Annotated in this window: 15 protein-coding genes; 10 read left to right on the top strand and 5 right to left on the bottom strand. The window is 66.2% G+C overall.

What is annotated here, in order from left to right; all coding sequences use genetic code 11:
* Positions 1–32: 32 nt before the first annotated feature.
* Positions 33–1,208, bottom strand: a complete 1,176-nt coding sequence (locus ACSFC7_RS12335; RefSeq protein WP_436343061.1) for an MBL fold metallo-hydrolase — start codon at positions 1,206–1,208, stop codon at positions 33–35.
* An 88-nt stretch (positions 1,209–1,296) separates the two neighbouring features.
* On the opposite strand from ACSFC7_RS12335, the gene ACSFC7_RS12330 reads away from it, so the two are divergent.
* A complete protein-coding gene (locus tag ACSFC7_RS12330) occupies positions 1,297–1,929 on the top strand; it encodes a rubrerythrin family protein (RefSeq protein ID WP_436343060.1) in 633 nt (210 codons plus the stop codon).
* Positions 1,930–2,083: 154 nt separating this feature from the next.
* Here ACSFC7_RS12330 and ftsZ read toward each other — a convergent pair whose 3' ends face one another.
* A complete protein-coding gene (ftsZ, locus tag ACSFC7_RS12325) occupies positions 2,084–3,250 on the bottom strand; it encodes a cell division protein FtsZ (protein ID WP_436343059.1) in 1,167 nt (388 codons plus the stop codon).
* 155 nt (positions 3,251–3,405) lie between these two features.
* The gene (locus ACSFC7_RS12320; protein ID WP_436343058.1) at positions 3,406–4,761 is read right to left on the bottom strand and encodes a D-aminoacyl-tRNA deacylase; all 1,356 of its coding nucleotides are present in this window, start codon (positions 4,759–4,761) and stop codon (positions 3,406–3,408) included.
* Positions 4,762–4,958: 197 nt separating this feature from the next.
* On the opposite strand from ACSFC7_RS12320, the gene ACSFC7_RS12315 reads away from it, so the two are divergent.
* The 7 genes from ACSFC7_RS12315 to ACSFC7_RS12285 all read left to right on the top strand — a co-directional run bounded on the left by ACSFC7_RS12315 (position 4,959) and on the right by ACSFC7_RS12285 (position 12,936).
* A complete protein-coding gene (locus ACSFC7_RS12315) occupies positions 4,959–7,448 on the top strand; it encodes a PAS domain S-box protein (protein ID WP_436343057.1) in 2,490 nt (829 codons plus the stop codon).
* Between the two features lie 86 nt (positions 7,449–7,534).
* Positions 7,535–8,809, top strand: a complete 1,275-nt coding sequence (locus ACSFC7_RS12310; protein ID WP_436343056.1) for a DUF7344 domain-containing protein — start codon at positions 7,535–7,537, stop codon at positions 8,807–8,809.
* 93 nt (positions 8,810–8,902) lie between these two features.
* A complete protein-coding gene (gene sppA / locus ACSFC7_RS12305) occupies positions 8,903–9,898 on the top strand; it encodes a signal peptide peptidase SppA (RefSeq protein WP_436343055.1) in 996 nt (331 codons plus the stop codon).
* 80 nt (positions 9,899–9,978) lie between these two features.
* Positions 9,979–11,316 carry a DUF373 family protein gene (locus ACSFC7_RS12300; protein WP_436343054.1) on the top strand — a complete coding sequence of 446 codons (1,338 nt, stop codon included), beginning with the start codon at positions 9,979–9,981 and terminating at the stop codon, positions 11,314–11,316.
* 54 nt (positions 11,317–11,370) lie between these two features.
* Positions 11,371–12,096: a diphthine--ammonia ligase gene (locus tag ACSFC7_RS12295; protein ID WP_436343053.1), complete on the top strand. Its 726-nt coding sequence runs from the start codon at positions 11,371–11,373 to the stop codon at positions 12,094–12,096.
* Between the two features lie 69 nt (positions 12,097–12,165).
* On the top strand, positions 12,166–12,315 hold the full coding sequence (locus tag ACSFC7_RS12290) for a hypothetical protein (RefSeq protein WP_436343052.1): 150 nt from the start codon (positions 12,166–12,168) through the stop codon (positions 12,313–12,315).
* Between the two features lie 156 nt (positions 12,316–12,471).
* Positions 12,472–12,936 carry a DUF892 family protein gene (locus tag ACSFC7_RS12285; protein WP_436343051.1) on the top strand — a complete coding sequence of 155 codons (465 nt, stop codon included), beginning with the start codon at positions 12,472–12,474 and terminating at the stop codon, positions 12,934–12,936.
* Between the two features lie 39 nt (positions 12,937–12,975).
* On the opposite strand, the gene ACSFC7_RS12280 is transcribed toward ACSFC7_RS12285, so the two are convergent.
* Both ACSFC7_RS12280 and ACSFC7_RS12275 read right to left on the bottom strand, forming a co-directional pair.
* Positions 12,976–13,689, bottom strand: coding sequence for a hypothetical protein (locus ACSFC7_RS12280; protein WP_436343050.1), 714 nt, complete (start codon positions 13,687–13,689; stop codon positions 12,976–12,978).
* 103 nt (positions 13,690–13,792) lie between these two features.
* Positions 13,793–14,767, bottom strand: coding sequence for a sugar phosphate nucleotidyltransferase (locus ACSFC7_RS12275; protein ID WP_436343049.1), 975 nt, complete (start codon positions 14,765–14,767; stop codon positions 13,793–13,795).
* A 105-nt stretch (positions 14,768–14,872) separates the two neighbouring features.
* On the opposite strand from ACSFC7_RS12275, the gene ACSFC7_RS12270 reads away from it, so the two are divergent.
* Positions 14,873–15,169: a transcriptional regulator gene (locus ACSFC7_RS12270; RefSeq protein WP_436343048.1), complete on the top strand. Its 297-nt coding sequence runs from the start codon at positions 14,873–14,875 to the stop codon at positions 15,167–15,169.
* A gap of 202 nt (positions 15,170–15,371) precedes the next feature.
* Complete coding sequence (locus ACSFC7_RS12265) at positions 15,372–15,734, top strand: DUF7344 domain-containing protein (RefSeq protein WP_436343047.1); 363 nt, start codon at positions 15,372–15,374, stop codon at positions 15,732–15,734.
* Positions 15,735–15,736 lie beyond the last annotated feature (2 nt).

Raw genomic sequence — 15,736 nt, 5'->3', positions numbered from 1 at the left:
GCGCTCTTCTCTCGTTTCGAGCGGATTCGCCGTCAGTCGGCGACCGCGCAGTTGTTCGGCCCGAGTTCGAGTTCGAACGCCGTCTCCCCGTCGACGTCCTCGAGGCCGAGATTCACCGCCACGATCCGCTCGTGGTTGGACGGCCGCGCCGGGAGGTCGTTCGTGGCGTGGGCGACGAACTCGTCTTCGGTCATCGAGAGCGCCGCGAGTCGGTCAGACAAAGTCTCGAGTCGCGCGGTATACGTCCCGTCGGCTCCCGGATCGGCGGCCTCGCTGTAGTGTCCCGGCGCGATCGTCGTTTCGTCAGGGAACGCCGAGAGACGGTGCCGAAGCGACTCGTACAGCCGTCCGGCGGCAGCGCCCGCGCCGTCGTCGCCGCGTTCGAGGTCCGGGCGACCGACACCCTCGAGAAACAGCGTGTCGCCGGTGAACAGGACGTCGTCCAGTCGGAAGGAGAGCGACTCGGTCGTGTGGCCGGGCGTCGCGACCGCGGTCAGCGTCGCGTCGCCGACCCGTAACTCGTCGCCGTCGCCGATCGTCGTCGCGTCGAACGTCAGCCCGCGATCGGTCGCTCCCTCCGGAACGACCGGTTCGGCGCCAGTCCGTTCCGTGAGGGCTCGAACGCCGCTGACGTGATCCGCGTGGACGTGCGTGTCGATGGCGTACCGGATCTCCGCGTCCCGCTCGTCGGCAGCAGCGACGTACCGGTCGGCAAACGCTCGAAGCGGATCGATCACCGCCGCTTCGCCGCCGCTGTAGATCGCGTAGGCGAGACACCCGCTCGAGGGCCGATCGTACTGGACGACCGTCGCTGGCGCGTCGACGTCGAGTTCGCGGGCCACGTACAGGTCGGCCCAGGCGTCCATCCCGCCGGCAAGGTTGGCCGCGTCGACGCCCGCCTCCCGGAGGAGTCCGACGGCGTGGGCGCTCGCCTCCCCGTGACCACAGACCGCGACGATCGGTTCCTCGAGATCGGCCGCGAGGTCGGTCACGTCGCCGGTGGCCTGGGCCTGAATGAACTTCATGTGCGGAATCTGGACGGCCTCGACCCCGTCGCCCGCGAGGTGCCAGCGCTCGAACTCGTCGCGGTCGCGGACGTCGAGGACGGTCATGGAGTCGTCGGATCGAAGACGGTCGGCCAGCGTGTCGGGAGCGATCGAAGGCGTTTCGTCGGTCGGTCGCTCGTCGGCGTCGCTCCGGTCGGTCATGGCAATCGATACGCGTTCTCGGCGGTTAAAGCCGTGGCCGAGCCGGACTGTCACCAACGTTCAACACGCTTCGCGGTGTCGTCTCGGTATGGACGCCGCCGAATTCCAGGACTCGGTCGAAGAATCGCTGTCTGACGAACTCGAGCGACTCGGATCGTCGAAACTCCTCGTCGCGCTCACCGACGCGGACCTGACCGAGGAGTCGGTCCTTCGGACGGTTGCGAACAGCGAACGCGCCGCGATGGAGACCTTCGAGTCGTGGGCCGATGATGAGGAACACACGGACGCACAGGACGCCTTCGCCGAATTTTGCGAGCAAGAGCGTGAACACTACGATCGAGTTGTGGCCTTCCTCGACGGCGAGTACGAAGCCGACGCGGACGCCAGCGAACTGCACGATCGGCTTCGATCGCTCGAGACGACGGCGGCCCGCCTCGGCGGGCTCGTCGGTCGATCGCTGGTCGGCGAACGGACGCACCTGCAGGTCGTGAGCTTCTTCGTCAACGAAGGAGACGAGCGGCGCGCCGACGTCTTCCGGGAACTGCGGACCGAAACCGCGGCCCAGGGTGATCGAGCGCTCGAGGTACTCGAGGGACTCTGTGACGGACCCGAGGACTGGAATCGCGCGCGGACGGCCGCCGAGGACGCGATAGGCGTCGCCTACGAGACGTACGCGGAGTCACTGGACGACCTCGGCCTCGATCCGAAGCCGATCTGTTGAGAAAGGCCGAGTAAAGGGGGAGGGGCCGTCGGCTCGAAACCAGCAACTGGGGAGCCGGTTCTGGCGTGTGGTACGGGAGAAACGAGCAGCAACGAGATGGGACTCGAATCGCCGACGCGCAGTCGCTCGGTTCCGCGTTCGTTCCCGGTCTCGATCAGTCGACGAAGTCGATGTCTTCGCCCTGAGCCGGCGCTTCGGGCTGGACGGCCTCGCCGTCGGGTCGGCCGTAGATCTGCGGCGACTCGACGCCCGTGACGACGATCATCGTCCGCATGCTGCCCTCGAGGCTCTCGTCGATCGAGGTCCCCCAGATGATGCGCGCGTCGGGATCGATTCGATCGTAGATCTCTTCGACGACGCCTTCGGCTTCCTCGATGGCCATGTCGTTGCCGCCGGTGACGTTGACGAGAGCGGAGCTCGCGCCCGAGATGTCGACGTCGAGTAGCGGCGATCGAAGTGCCGTTTTGACCGAATCTTCGGCTTTGGCCTCCGAGTCGGACTCGCCCAGACCGATCATCGCGACGCCACCGCGCTCCATGACGGTCCGAACGTCGGCGAAGTCGAGGTTGACGAGGCCGGGCTTCGTGATGAGTTCCGTGATGCCCTTCACCGAGCGCATGAGGACTTCGTCGCTCACCTTGAACGCCTGTCGGACGGGCAGTTTGCCCACGGAGTCGAGTAGGCGGTCGTTGGGGACGACGATGACAGTATCCGAGACGTCGCGCAGGCGCTCGAGGCCCGCTTCCGCGTTCGTCCGCCGAACTTCACCTTCCGCGGTAAACGGCGTCGTGACGATCGAAATCGTCAGCGCGCCGGCCTCGCGGGCGGCCTTGGCGACGACCGGGGCGGAACCGGTCCCGGTCCCGCCGCCGAGACCCGCCGTGACGAAGACCATGTCCGAGCCGTCGATGGCGTCGTAGATGTCCTGCTGGCTCTCGAGGGCGGCCTCTTCACCGACCTGCGGGAGCGAGCCGGCGCCGCGGCCGCTGGTCTTCTGTTTCCCCATCAGGATCTTGGTGTCGGCCTCGATTTCCACGAGGTGTTGCACGTCGGTGTTCGCGGCGACGAGTTTCGCGCCGTGAATCCCTTCTTCGTGCATGCGGTTGATGGTGTTTCCGCCGGCACCGCCACAGCCGACGACGGTGATGTCGGTCTGGAGGTCCTGCAGTACGTCCTCCAGTTCGTCGTCGGTCATCGTTCCGGTCTGGTTCGGTTCGTCTCCGGTCGGCGACTGCCCGCCCTGTGGTGGGGCATCGTCGGGGGCGTCTCCCGACTCCCCGTTTTCAGCCTCGTCGATGGCGTCGTCGATGATGGAGTCCATTCTTGGCCCAGTCTAGAAGATGGAGCATAATTACCTTTCCCCTACACGTCAGACGGATGTCTGACACGGTACGGATCGATTACTGACCCTTCGCTGACGCCTCGAATGCCGATACCGGCCCCGATATGGGGCCATTACTGCTCGATTCGGTCCGATTAGATCGGGAACTGATCAGTCCGTTTCGCACGAACTCTCTCGGGATTGATGGTTTCGCCGTCGACGGTAACCGACTCGCCGTTCGCGAGCGCGCCGAACGCCGGTCCCTCCGGAACGCCGGCCTCGAGCGCTAGCGCCGGGTCGAAGGCGCTCCGTTCCGCGACGACGGCATCGTCTTCGAGCCGCACAGTCTCGTACTTCTCCTCGAGGACGGTCGCCAGTTCCGCGACGATCGTCTCGCGCGCGCTCGCCGTATCGGTGCCCGATTCGTCGGTTTCGGCGTCAGGAACCGCGACCCGAGCGCCGACGCGACTGCCGCCGTTTTCGGTTGCGAAGGCGACGGCATTCGTCTCGACGGTCGCTCGCACGCGGTCGGGGTCGATCCCCTCCGCGGTGTCGACCAGTTCGGCCGGGAGGTCGACGACGGTGAACGAGGGGTCCCGTCGATCACCGAACCGGATTCCGTCCTCGATGCTCCCGAGTGCGGATTCGACGTCGGCGACCAGGTCGAGCGAGCGGTCGCCGACCTCGCGCAGCCAGGTCTCGCTCACGAGTCGGCAGTCCAGTTCCGCGAGCGTCTCCTCGAGAACCGGCCACTCGCCGTCGATCACGGCGATGTCGGCCCCACTGGCCGCGAACGCCGACTCGAGGACGTCGCGATGGGCGCTCGGATGGCCCATCGCCTCGAGCGCCCAGTCGGCCGCGACGTGGCCCACGGCCCACGGCGTCTCGCGGACGATACGCTCGTATCGAGGGACGTAGTGGTTGCCGCCGAAGCCGACGACCTGGGTCCCGCGGTGGGGTCGTACGTCCCGGAGGTCGAGAATCGCGCGGGCGACGGCCGCGGCACCATCGGGGTCGTCCCACTGCTCGTCGTCGCTCCCGAGTTCGGCGAACAGCGACGGACAGCCGATGTCGGTGGGGCCGTGGTGGGTACACTCCATCCCGACGTCGTAGCCGTCGGGCGCGTACTCGTCGAACGCCTCGAGCAGGCGTGCGAGCGCGTTCGGACACGCCTCGGCGACGGCGTCGTCCTCGCCGCCGAACTCGGCCGGGCCGAAGTTCCCCGTGAAGTGCCCCGTCAGCAGCGGCCCCGTGTCACCGGAGTGTCGCGAGGCGAAGACGAGCAGGTCGGGGTCGCAGTCGAAGGCGTCGACGGGGCGCTCGAGTTCGAGGTGAAGGTCGTCGAAGGAACGCATTTCGACGCCGTCGAGTCGAGAGACGGTTCCGCCCCCCGCGGCCGCGGGCCGGGAGTCGTCCGCCGCGGTCTCCCAGTCGGCGAGTTCGCGCAACTGGTCGCAGATGTGGACCGACGCGCGATCGGCCCGACTCTCGACGATAGCGATATCAGTCATACTCGAGTAGGCGGACTGGGAGCCGGTAACGTCGTCGGTTTCCGATAGTTGTTCGCGGCCAATCCGCGTCGCTGCCGTCGCTGTGGGATAAAACGGTGGCGCTAGCTACCATCAGCTTTTCCCGTGCTAGAGTGGTCGTAGTAATCTGCATAAACATTGATGAGGGACGTTCGATGACCGACCCCGTTTGATTTCCAATGACGGATTCATCGTCGGAGTGTGACGGCGGCTCGGACGAACCCGAGCCCCCGACGAACGCCGAATTCCCGGCCGAGTTCAGTCTCGACGTTCGACAGCTAACAGACCTCGTCAGCGACCACGCCGTCTGGTTGCTCGACGCCGACGGACGTGTCGTCACGTGGAACGAGGGTGCGTCGGAGCTGACGGGGTACGACGAGGACGAGATCGTCGGGACGAACTATCGCGCCTTCTTCCCGCCCGAGAGCCGCGAAACCGGGCGTCCGTCACAGCTCCTCGAACGGGCTCGTACCGAGGGACGAACCGAAGACGACGGCTGGCGACTCCGGAGCGACGGGAGTCGACTCTGGGTCCGCGAGGTGATCGCGCCGGTCCGAGGCGACGACGTGGCCGTCGCGTCCGAATCGGATCGCGACGAGTCGGCCACCGAGCCGATCGGTGACCGGGGCGACGATCTCCTGGGCTACGCGATACTCGTTCACGATCGGACGGCGGCGTACGAACGGGAGCGAGAACTTCGGGAGGAGAAGGCGTTCACGGAGAGCGTCTTCGAGGCCCAACCGGACATCGTCTACGCGTTCGACGCCGACGGAAACTACATCGAGTGGAACGACCGGGTTCCGGAGGTGACGGGGTACACCGAGGCGGAACTGGCCGAGATGGCTCCCCTCGAGTTCGTGGCACCGGAGCACCGGGAGCGGATCGCCGACGCGATCACGCGGATTCTCGAGGAAGACAGATACGTCACCGCCGAAGCGAATCTCCTCACGAGCGACGGGGACCGAATCCCCTACGAGTTCAACAGCGCTCGAATCACCGACGACGACGGCACGATCCTCGGCTTTACCGGCATTGGGCGGGATATTAGCGACCGGAAAGCGCGTGAGCGCGAACTCCGCGAAGAGAAGGCACTCACGGAGAGTATCTTCGAGGTTCAACCGGACCTGCTCTACGCCTACGACGTCGACGGAAATCTGATCCACTGGAACGACCGGTTCGAGCAACTCACCGGCTACGACGCCGACGAACTCGAGGGGATGACCCCGCTCGAGTTCATCGCGCCGCCGGATCGGGACCGCATCGAGCGGGCGATCGAACGGATCATGGAAGACGGCGAGCGCGTCACCGCCGAGGGGCGCGTGTTGACGAAAGACGGAGCGCACATCCCCTACGAGTTCAACAGCGCACGGATCACCGACGAGACCGGGACCGTCCTCGGCTTCACCGGCGTCGGGCGGGATATCACCGACCGAAAGGCCCGGGAACGGGAACTCGAGCGTCTCGAGCGCCTCAACGCGACGATTCGAACGATCGACGAGACGATGGTCGCGGCGGAGACGCGCGACGAGATCGAGACCGCGATCGTCGACGCGTTCGCGGCCGCCGACGCCTACCAGTTCGCCGCCATCGGCCGGGTCGATACGGGCGTGACGCTCGATCGCTACCCGTGGGAGCCCCAGGTGTGGGCCGGAATCAGTGCGGACGGCGTCGAGGACGTCCTCTCGTCGTTCGTCGACCCGGAACACGACGTCTCGGGCGAATCGCCGGTCGAAACGGGAACCGTCCAGTGCTATCGGCACCTTCGCGAGAGTCCCGTCGACGAGTGGCGAGTCGACGCCAGAGAGCGCGATTACGGCTCGGTGGCGGTCGTTCCGATCGTCGCGAGCGGGCGAGCGTACGGCCTGCTCGTCGTCGCCGCCCACGAATCGGCCGCGTTCGCCGACCGCGAACGGGGGGTGCTCCAGGAGTTCGGCGGCACGATCGGTCACGCGATCAACGCGATGGCGGTGCGTCGACTCCTCTATCTGGACACCGTCGTCGAACTCGAGTTCGAGTCGACCGACCGGCAGGACGTCTGTATCGATCTCTCGGCTCGAACCGGCTGTCGACTGTCCCTCGATCACGTGTTACCGCTGACGGACGAGACGTTCGTCTACTACGTCACGATCAGCGACGTCGACCCGGATCGGATCCGGTCGATCGCCGGCGACCACCCGTCGATCGACGAGTTGCGTCGCATCGATACCGACGGCGACGACAGTCACTGGGAGTTCGTCGTTCGGGGTCCGACGATCACCGGCCTGCTCGCGGATTACGGCGCCCGAATGCGCTCGGAAGTCGTCGAGGACGGGGTCTCGAGTTGCATCGTGCAGGTCAGCCCGGACGTGGAGGTTCGCGATCTCGTCGAGGCGGTGACGACGGCCTATCCCGACATGCAACTCGTCTCGAAACGCACGGACGAGCAGGCGGTCGAGACCCGCGGTGACTTCCGCCAGCAACTCGAGCGCGAGTTCACGACGAAACAGCGAACCGCCCTCGAGGCGGCCTACTACGGCGGCTACTTCGAGTGGCCGACGCGAAGCAGTGACGCGAGCGAAATCGCCGACCGACTCGGAATCGCTCGCCAGACGTTTCACCAGCATCTCCGGGTCGCACAGGAGAAACTCCTCACGGCCTACTTCGAGAGCGACGAGACGAGTGACGGATGAACGTCACGATTCCCTAGCTATACTTCCCGGTCATACCAGAGCACGCTGGTACACTCCTTTCCCGCACCCATCGTTTCTATCCGTCAATGAATTCGGACCTCGCTACCGAGCGGACGACTACTGCGTTCGACGTTCTCGCCGATCCCGGTCGCCGATACGTGCTTTCGACGCTTCTCGAACGGGGCGAGCCACTGTCGCTCGAGCAGCTCGCAACCGACGTCGCAGTTCGGACGCATCGGTCTCCGATCGTCACCGAAGACCAGTCTCGGACGGTACACATCGAACTCGTCCACCGCCACGTTCCGCGACTGCTCGACCTCGGTGTGCTTCGAGAGGTCGGTGACGACGAGACGCGCCGAGTCGCTCTCGCCGACCATCCGCTTCTCGAGACCGAGTGGGTCACCGACTTCCTCGAAACCCTGACCGATCGACCGGTGGACGACGAAGAACGGCTGAATCGGACGCTCGACGCGTTTCAGCCCGCACGCAGTCGAATCGCCTGTGCCCTGCTCTCGAGGCGAGACGAGGCGCTTCCCGTCGCCGACCTGGCCGCGATGCTCGTCGCGCGGGAGGACGAGACCCGCCTCGTCGACGTCACCGAATCGGACCGGCGACCCGTCGAGACGACGCTCGTTCACAATCACCTGCCCGCCCTCGCCGACGTCGGCCTCGTCGAGTACGACGCCTCCAGCGAGACCGTCGCGCTCGCGGCCGACGCATCGCAGTGGCGAGCGAACTGGCTGGCCGCGAGCCCGCTCGGGGAGATCACCGCGAGACTCGAGCCGGCCCGAAAACGGTTCGCCGACGGTTCGACCGGCTCCGAATTCGATCCCGCGTCCGCGATCGATCCGACGGAATCGGGTGCGTGCTGGACGGTCGAGGGCCGGGAGAACGTCGTTTCTCGAGGCCACGACATCGCCGATAGCGCCGAGGAGGAATTGTTCGTGACGGTTCCGGACGCGGGAATGATCCAGAGCCGGTGCCTCGAGCGCTGGCGGGCCGCCGCCGAGCGCGGTGTCGACGTCTACGTCGGGTCGCGCTCGCAGGAGGTTCGAAACGTCGTCCGCTCCGCCGTGCCGCAGGCGACGATCTGTGAGCCGCAGTTCGACTGGCTGAACTATCCCGTCGACGGCGTCCACCACGGACGAGTCGTGTTCGCCGACCGCGACCGAGTGCTGCTCGCAACGATCGACGACTCCAGTTCGAACGGCGACCCACGCGTAACTGGGATCACCGGCGAAGGAGCGGAAAACGCGCTCGCGATGCTCGTCCGCGAACACGTCGGGCCGCGACTGGACCGGCTCGAGTCTCGCTGTGCCGCCAGCGACTTGAGCGAGCAGGCGACGCCGTTTCCGCTGTGAGTCGCTTCTCGCGCCCCCGAGTTCGGGGGCCGGGAACCACCAGTGCTTAACGGATGCCACCCGCAGGTAGCGATATGATTCGAGGTGCGAACTATGGTCAGCAGTGACGGACTCGGTCGACTCCTGATCGTCGCGCTCGGCGCCGCGGTGTTCGCCGCCGTCGGCGTCGCCCTGTTCGTCGTCGCGCCGGCGAACATGACCGACCTCGTGGGCATCGTGCTCGCGCTCGCGGTCGTGCTCGTCGGTCTCCGCATCGCGGGGAACGTCGCGAGTTCGCTGTTTCCGGACTACGACGTCGCCGAGGTCGCCGTCGAGGGGCCGATCACCCGCGACGGCGGCGGGGGGCGGTTCCCCTCGAGTCCGGGGTCGACCCCGGCCGACGACATCGTCGACCAGATCGATCGAGCCGACGAGGACGGAAGCGTCGACGCGCTGCTCCTGAAGCTCAATACGCCGGGCGGCGAGGTCGTCCCGAGCGACGACATCCGGCTCGCGGCCGAACGCTTCGACGGGCCGACGGTCGCGTACACGACCGACGTCTGTGCCAGCGGCGGCTACTGGATCGCCAGCGGCTGTGACGAACTCTGGGCCCGCGACGGGAGCATCGTCGGCTCCATCGGCGTCATCGGCTCCCGGGTGAACGCGAGCGACCTCGCCGAGAGGGTCGGCCTCTCCTACGAGCGCTTCGCCGCCGGGGAGTTCAAGGACGCCGGGACGCCGCTGAAGGACCTCGAGGAGGCCGAACGCGAGTACCTGCAGGGACTGATCGACGACTACTACGAGACGTTCGTCGAGCGGGTCAGCGACGGCCGCGGCCTCGATAGCGAGTTCGTCCGCGACACGGAGGCCCGGATCTACCTCGGCGAGGAGGCCCACGAGATGGATCTCGTCGACCACCTCGGGACGCGCCGAGAGATCGAGACCGAACTGGCGGACCGGCTGGATCGAGACGAGGTCGCCGTCGAGGAGTTCGAACCCGACCGGCCGCTGATGGCCCGCGTCGGCACCGGCGCCCAGCAGGTCGCCTACGCGTTCGGAGCCGGGGTCTCGGGGCTCGCCGAGGACCGCGAGTTCCGGCTGCGGACCTGAGTCGACGCACGCCGAACGCCGCCTGTCAACGATTCGAACGAGTAAGTGGTTTTATCGTCACACAGCATGGAACAGCAACCGTGACAACGCTGGTCGTCTGTCTCGATCGGACCGACGACGTGGGTCGCAAGACCGGTCTTCGGTCGCCCGTCGTCGGCTGGGAGGCAGTCCGCGCGCTCGTGACCGACGTCGGGCTGGCGGATCCCGAGGATTCGGGAGTCAACTCCCTGCTCGAGACGCTGCGCGTCGCCCAGAACCTGCGCGACGAGAACGAAGAGGTCGTCGTCGCGGTCGTCTCCGGGGACCGAGAGTCGATGGTCTCGGCGGACCGAGCCGTCGCCAAGCAGATCGACGAACTCGCGGCCACGTACGATCCGGACTCCGCGGTCGTCGTCATCGACAGCGCGGAGGACGAGCGGCTGGTACCGATCGTCGAGAGCCGCGTGCAGGTCGATTCGGTCGACCGCGTCGTGGTTCGACAGGCGCGGGACATCGAGTCGACGTACTACCTGCTCAAGCAGTTCCTCGCCGACGAGGAGCTCCGCCAGACCGTGCTCGTACCGATCGGGCTGACGTTTCTGGTCTTCCCGATGCTCGCGACCTTCCTCGGCCCCGCACAGGGAGCGGCCGCCATCACGACCGTCATCGGCATCTTCCTGCTCTACAAGGGGTTCAACATCGACGACTGGATAGCCAGAGTCGCCCACCAGGTGCGCGAGTCGCTGTACTCCGGGCAGGTCTCGGTCGTCACGTACGTCGTCGCGGGCGGACTGACCCTCGTCGGGCTCTTCGCGGGCGTCCTCGGCGTCTCGAGTCTCGACGATCCGCCCGGCGTGGTGATCCCGGCGATGCAGTTCGCCTTCGACGCCGTGCCGTGGCTCGCGATGGCCGCCCTGACGGCCAGCGCCGGCCGACTGCTCGACGAGGCCATCGGCGACGAGCCGATACGGTCGTCCTTCCTCAACCTCCCCTTTATCGTCGTCGCCGTCTCGCTGGTGGTCCGGGGCTTCTCCGCGTACTTCCTCGAGCAACAGGGCGTGATCGAGCCGTTCGCGGTGCCGGCCTACGAGTTCGGCGCCGTGTCAAACGAGAGCTTCGCGGTGACGGCCGGCGAACGGCTCGCGCTGTTCGTCGTCGCCGCGATCGTGGTCAGTCTCGTCGGTGCGAGAGTCGCGTCGTACTTCAGCGGGACTCGAAACGAGGACGAGGCGGAACTCGCCGATGGATCGGGGACGGGAGCGTCGAATCAGGGATCCAACGCCAACATCCCGTCGGAACTTACCGACGGCGGACCGGCGAGGGAACCGCACCCGACGGTCGATCCAGAACCGGACACCGAATCCACGGTCGATCCGGAATCGACTGCGGAACAGGCGGCCGACCCGGAGTCGGACGGCGACCCGGACTCGAGGGAGTAACGCCCTCGCAGGATGACTCGGTACCCATTTACTCCTGTACCCGTAGTGACGACCATGAGCGAGACAGACGGCACGTGGGTGAGTCTCTTTTCGGGCGGCAAGGATTCCTCCTGGGCGCTGTACCGGGCTCTCGAGGACGGGCTCGAGGTCTCCCGCCTCGTCACCGTCCACCCGACGGGCGACTCCTACATGTACCACGTTCCCGCCACCGATCTCGCCGCGCTCGCGGCCGAGAGCACCGAGATCCCGCTCGTCGACGTCGAACCCGAGGACTTCGAGGCCGCCGACGCGGCCGACTCGGGCACGCAGGGCGACGACGAACTCGAGCCGCTCGAGGCCGCGCTCACCGAACTCGACGCGGAACTCGAGGGCGGCATCGCCGGCGTCACCGCCGGGGCCGTCGAGAGCGAGTACCAGACGAGCCGCATCCAGGGCATGTGCGATCGACTCGGCTGTGAGCTGTACGCCCCGCTCTGGCAGGAGGAGCCGCGGGAACTCGCCGACGCGATGCTCGAGGCCGGCTTCGAAATGACGATCATTCAGGTCGCGGCGGAAGGACTGGACGAGTCGTGGCTCGGCCGGACGCTCGATCGCGAGGCCATCGAGGAACTCGAGGATCTACACGAGGAGTACGGTGTCCACATCCTCGGGGAAGGCGGCGAGTTCGAGACGCTGGTGGTCGACGGGCCGCACATGGAGCAGCGGATCGACCTCGAGTACGAGACGGAGTGGGAGGGGACGCGGGGGCGGTTGCGGATCTCGGATGCGCGACTCGAGTAGAGGATTCTCTACCGCGAGTGAACGGAGTGAACGAGCGGCTCTTTTTGGTCCAGATTTTTGCGCCGAGTGGTGGCGAAGCCACCCGAGGCGGAAAAAGGTGGTTCTGAGACGCTGGTGGTCGACGGGCCGCACATGGAGCGGCGGATCGACCTCGAGTACGAGACGGAGTGGGAGGGGACGCGGGGGCGGTTGCGGATCTCGGATGCGCGACTCGAGTGAGGTTCTGCATCCGAGCGAACGACGTGAGGGAGGGGTTCGAGAGGTTCTACAGCTGGAACGAGCAGGCCGCGTTCCGGGAGCGGGGGAGCGGTTCGAGGTAGCGTTTCACTCGACGGCCGAATCTCTTTGCGACTCGACGGCGACATCGTCGGTTGCATGATCGAATCCCAACGCGACCTGTTCGTCCGAGAGCTTCGCGAACTCTACCACATTGAACGCGAACTCGAGGAGTTCCAGACCGAACTGGCCGAGTCGGCGACGGACGAGGAGCTAGCGGAGTACTACGCGGCCCACAGCGAGACGACGACCGAGCAGATCGGTCGCCTCGAGCCGATATTCGAGGGGCTCCAGGAGGAACCCGGCCCGATCGAGAGTTCGGCGCTCGAAGGCCTGCGCGACGAACGCGAGGGTGTCGTCGACGATCTGCAGGATCCCGTTCTGGGCGACCTCGTCGAGGCGGAACACGGCCGCGCCATCGAACGCCTCGAGATCACGAAACTCGAGACGCTGCTGACGTTGGCCGATCGGATGGACCTGCCCGGAGAGATCGTCGAGCCGCTCGAGCGGACGAAACGGGAGGCCGAGAGCGGACTCGAGCGGATACAGCAGTTGCCGGCGTAACTGCACTGACGAGTATCGCGCGGGGCTGCCGAGCCGCGATCAGCCCTGTTCGACGGTCGATCCGTACGCCTCGAGAATCGTCTCCCGGTCGTCCGCGTCGGTGAACAGCCACCACGCGAGGCGGTCGATCTCCAGGGGCGTATACGAGGACTCGAGGGCCAGCCACTCGCCGGAAGCGATCGTCCGCAGATCGGTCGTCGTCTCGAGCGGTGACGGCTCGAGGTCGTCGTCGATATCGTCGATCAGGGCGACGACCGTCGGATCGGGTTTGATCGCCTCGATTCCGGCCAGTTGACGGAGGTACTGGAAACTCGAGGGCCCGACGCCGGCGATCGAGCCGACGGGATCCGCGTCGTACCGATACTGGTTCGCCGCGCTCGCCCAGCCGAGTAGTGCGTCAAGATCGTCGGCTTCCGGTCGATCCGCGAGCGCGCGAGCGGCCTCGAGCAGGACGTGACGTTTTCGCTGTGCACCGAACGCGTCGATCAGGTCGTCGTCTTCGAGATCGAGCGCCGCGAGCGCGTCGAAGGAGTCGACGCGCTCGGTGGCCACGAACGCCTCCCGAAACCGCTCGACGGTCGGCTTGATGCCACCGACGAACCCCTGGCCGGTCGTCGACGCGGCGGCCTCGGCCAGGAGGAGCCGAGGATCGTCGCCGCTCCAGCGGCGGTGCTCGCGGAAGGCGGCTGCGAGTTCCTCGCAGGGAACGCCCTCGGCGCGCCGGTCGAGGATCGCTTGAACCCCCTCGGACATGTAGCTTGTCGACACACATCACACGGGAGACGTATAGCTGTATCGTCCAGCGGTGTCGTCGGGCGGTTCCCCGTTCGCTGGCAGAAGCGCTAGCCAGGTCCGCTTACCGCGGCGAGCCGTTCGTAATCGTCGTGTGGGCACCGATGAGCGCGCCGGCGAGATCGAGTTCTTCGAGATGGGTCCCCTCGTCGATGATCGATCGGCGGATGTCGCCGTTGCGAACCGTCGCCTTCGGGAAGATCACCGCCTGATCGAGGTTCGTGTTCTCGAGGGTGACGTTGGCCATCACGTGGACGTTGTCGCCGATCGTGGTGTTCTCGAGGGTCGCCGAGTCGGCAACCAGCGAGTCGCCGTCGAGATGCCAGGCGACGGCATCGAGGTAGCTCTCGGGCGTGCCGATGTCGAACCAGGCGTCCTCGAACGTGTAGGCGTAGGTCGCCTCGCGGTTCTGGAGCCACTGGACGAACCAGCCGGGTTCGTCGGGGTTGTTCCCGTCCTCGAGGTAGGTCGAGAGCAGGGAGAGCGAGTCGGCGGGGAACGTGTAACAGGCGATCGAGACGAGCGTACTCTTGGGATCGTCGGGTTTCTCCTGAAAGTCGACGACCCGTTCGCCGTCGAGTTCCACCAGCCCGTACGATTTGGCCTTCTCGCGGGAGCCGACGTCGTAGGCGGCCAGCGTCGGTGCGTCTCGCTCCTCGAAGTAGTCGAGAAAGTCGGCGATATCGAAGCTGATCAGGTTGTCGCCGGCGATGACCAGCAGATCGTCGTCGACGCTCTCGCGGTCGATCAGCTGAGCGAGCGCGCCGACGACGCCGAACTTGTCGTCTTCTTCGCTCGTCTCCTCGATCGACAGCGTCGGCTTCTCGAACTCGCTGTCGGCGAGGTGGGCCTCGAAGTCGGGGGCGAACCGCTCGTTCGTGCTGACGTAGACCTCGTCGATTCGTTCGTCCGACTCGAGTTCGGCGAAGATACGATCGATGACGGTCGACTCACCGATCGGGAGGAACATCTTCGGCCGATGCTTCGTGATCGGCCACATGCGGGTCGCGTATCCGCCGGCAAGGACGACGGCCTTCATGTCACGGTGTTCACCAGCGCGGGGTAAGTGGTTTGTCCTTTCAGCAGTTCTCGAGTCGCCGGACGCGAGCGGGACATGTAAGGGTCCGACGCACGTCCTTCGGGTATGCGCGAGGCCGACGAAACGACGCGGCAGCGACTCGCCGACGCCCTCCGTGAGGAACCTGCAACGCCGAGCGAGCTCGCGGTCCGGCTCGATCTCACGCCCCACTCGGTGCTCCGCCACGCCGAACACGTCTTCCGGTCGGTAGACAGCGCGGAGACGGACGAACAGTTGCTCGTCGCACCGCCGACGTGTCGCGACTGCGGCTTCGACGACTTCGACGACCTGTTGAACCTGCCGTCGCGATGCCCCAGTTGCAAGAGCGAGTCCGTCTCCGAGCCGACGCTAACGATCGAGTGAGACGTACCGCTCGGCGATACAATCAGTTTTCGCTGACAACCTGAAACGGATTCGATACTAATATTTACTGTGGAGCCGAGAAATCGGTACGTACCCTCGAACGGCGGACGGCCGACCCGCGCGTCCCATCGACACCTCTCACCAACTTCGTCGTCGCGTCGCGGGAAGTCGTCCGCCCCGAGCGGTCTCACGGAGCCTACGAATGACTGCCACACCCCATTCCGAGTCCGACTGCGTCGAGTTCGTGCTGGCGGTCCTCGACAACCTCGAGTCCTGTGAACTGTCAGCGACGACGGTCGACCGGGCGTTCGGTCTGCTCGCCGACCAGCGTCGACGGCTGTTGCTCGAGGTGATGCGGACCTACGGCGAATCGCTGACGCTACCGGACGCCGCCGAGGAGGTCGCCGTTCGCGAAACCGGCCGCAAGGTGACGAACATCTCGGCCGAGCGCGTCCACGAGGTCTACATCTCACTCTACCACGACCACCTGCCGCGGCTGGTCGACGCCGGACTGCTCGAGTACGATCAGGAACGAGACCTGGTCTTCCCCGCTGCGATCCCCTAATC

It is taken from the genome of Natronorubrum halobium (assembly GCF_051351675.1).
In the GTDB taxonomy this organism is placed as follows: Archaea; Halobacteriota; Halobacteria; order Halobacteriales; family Natrialbaceae; genus Natronorubrum.
This window is presented reverse-complemented; position numbering and strand designations above follow the sequence as displayed.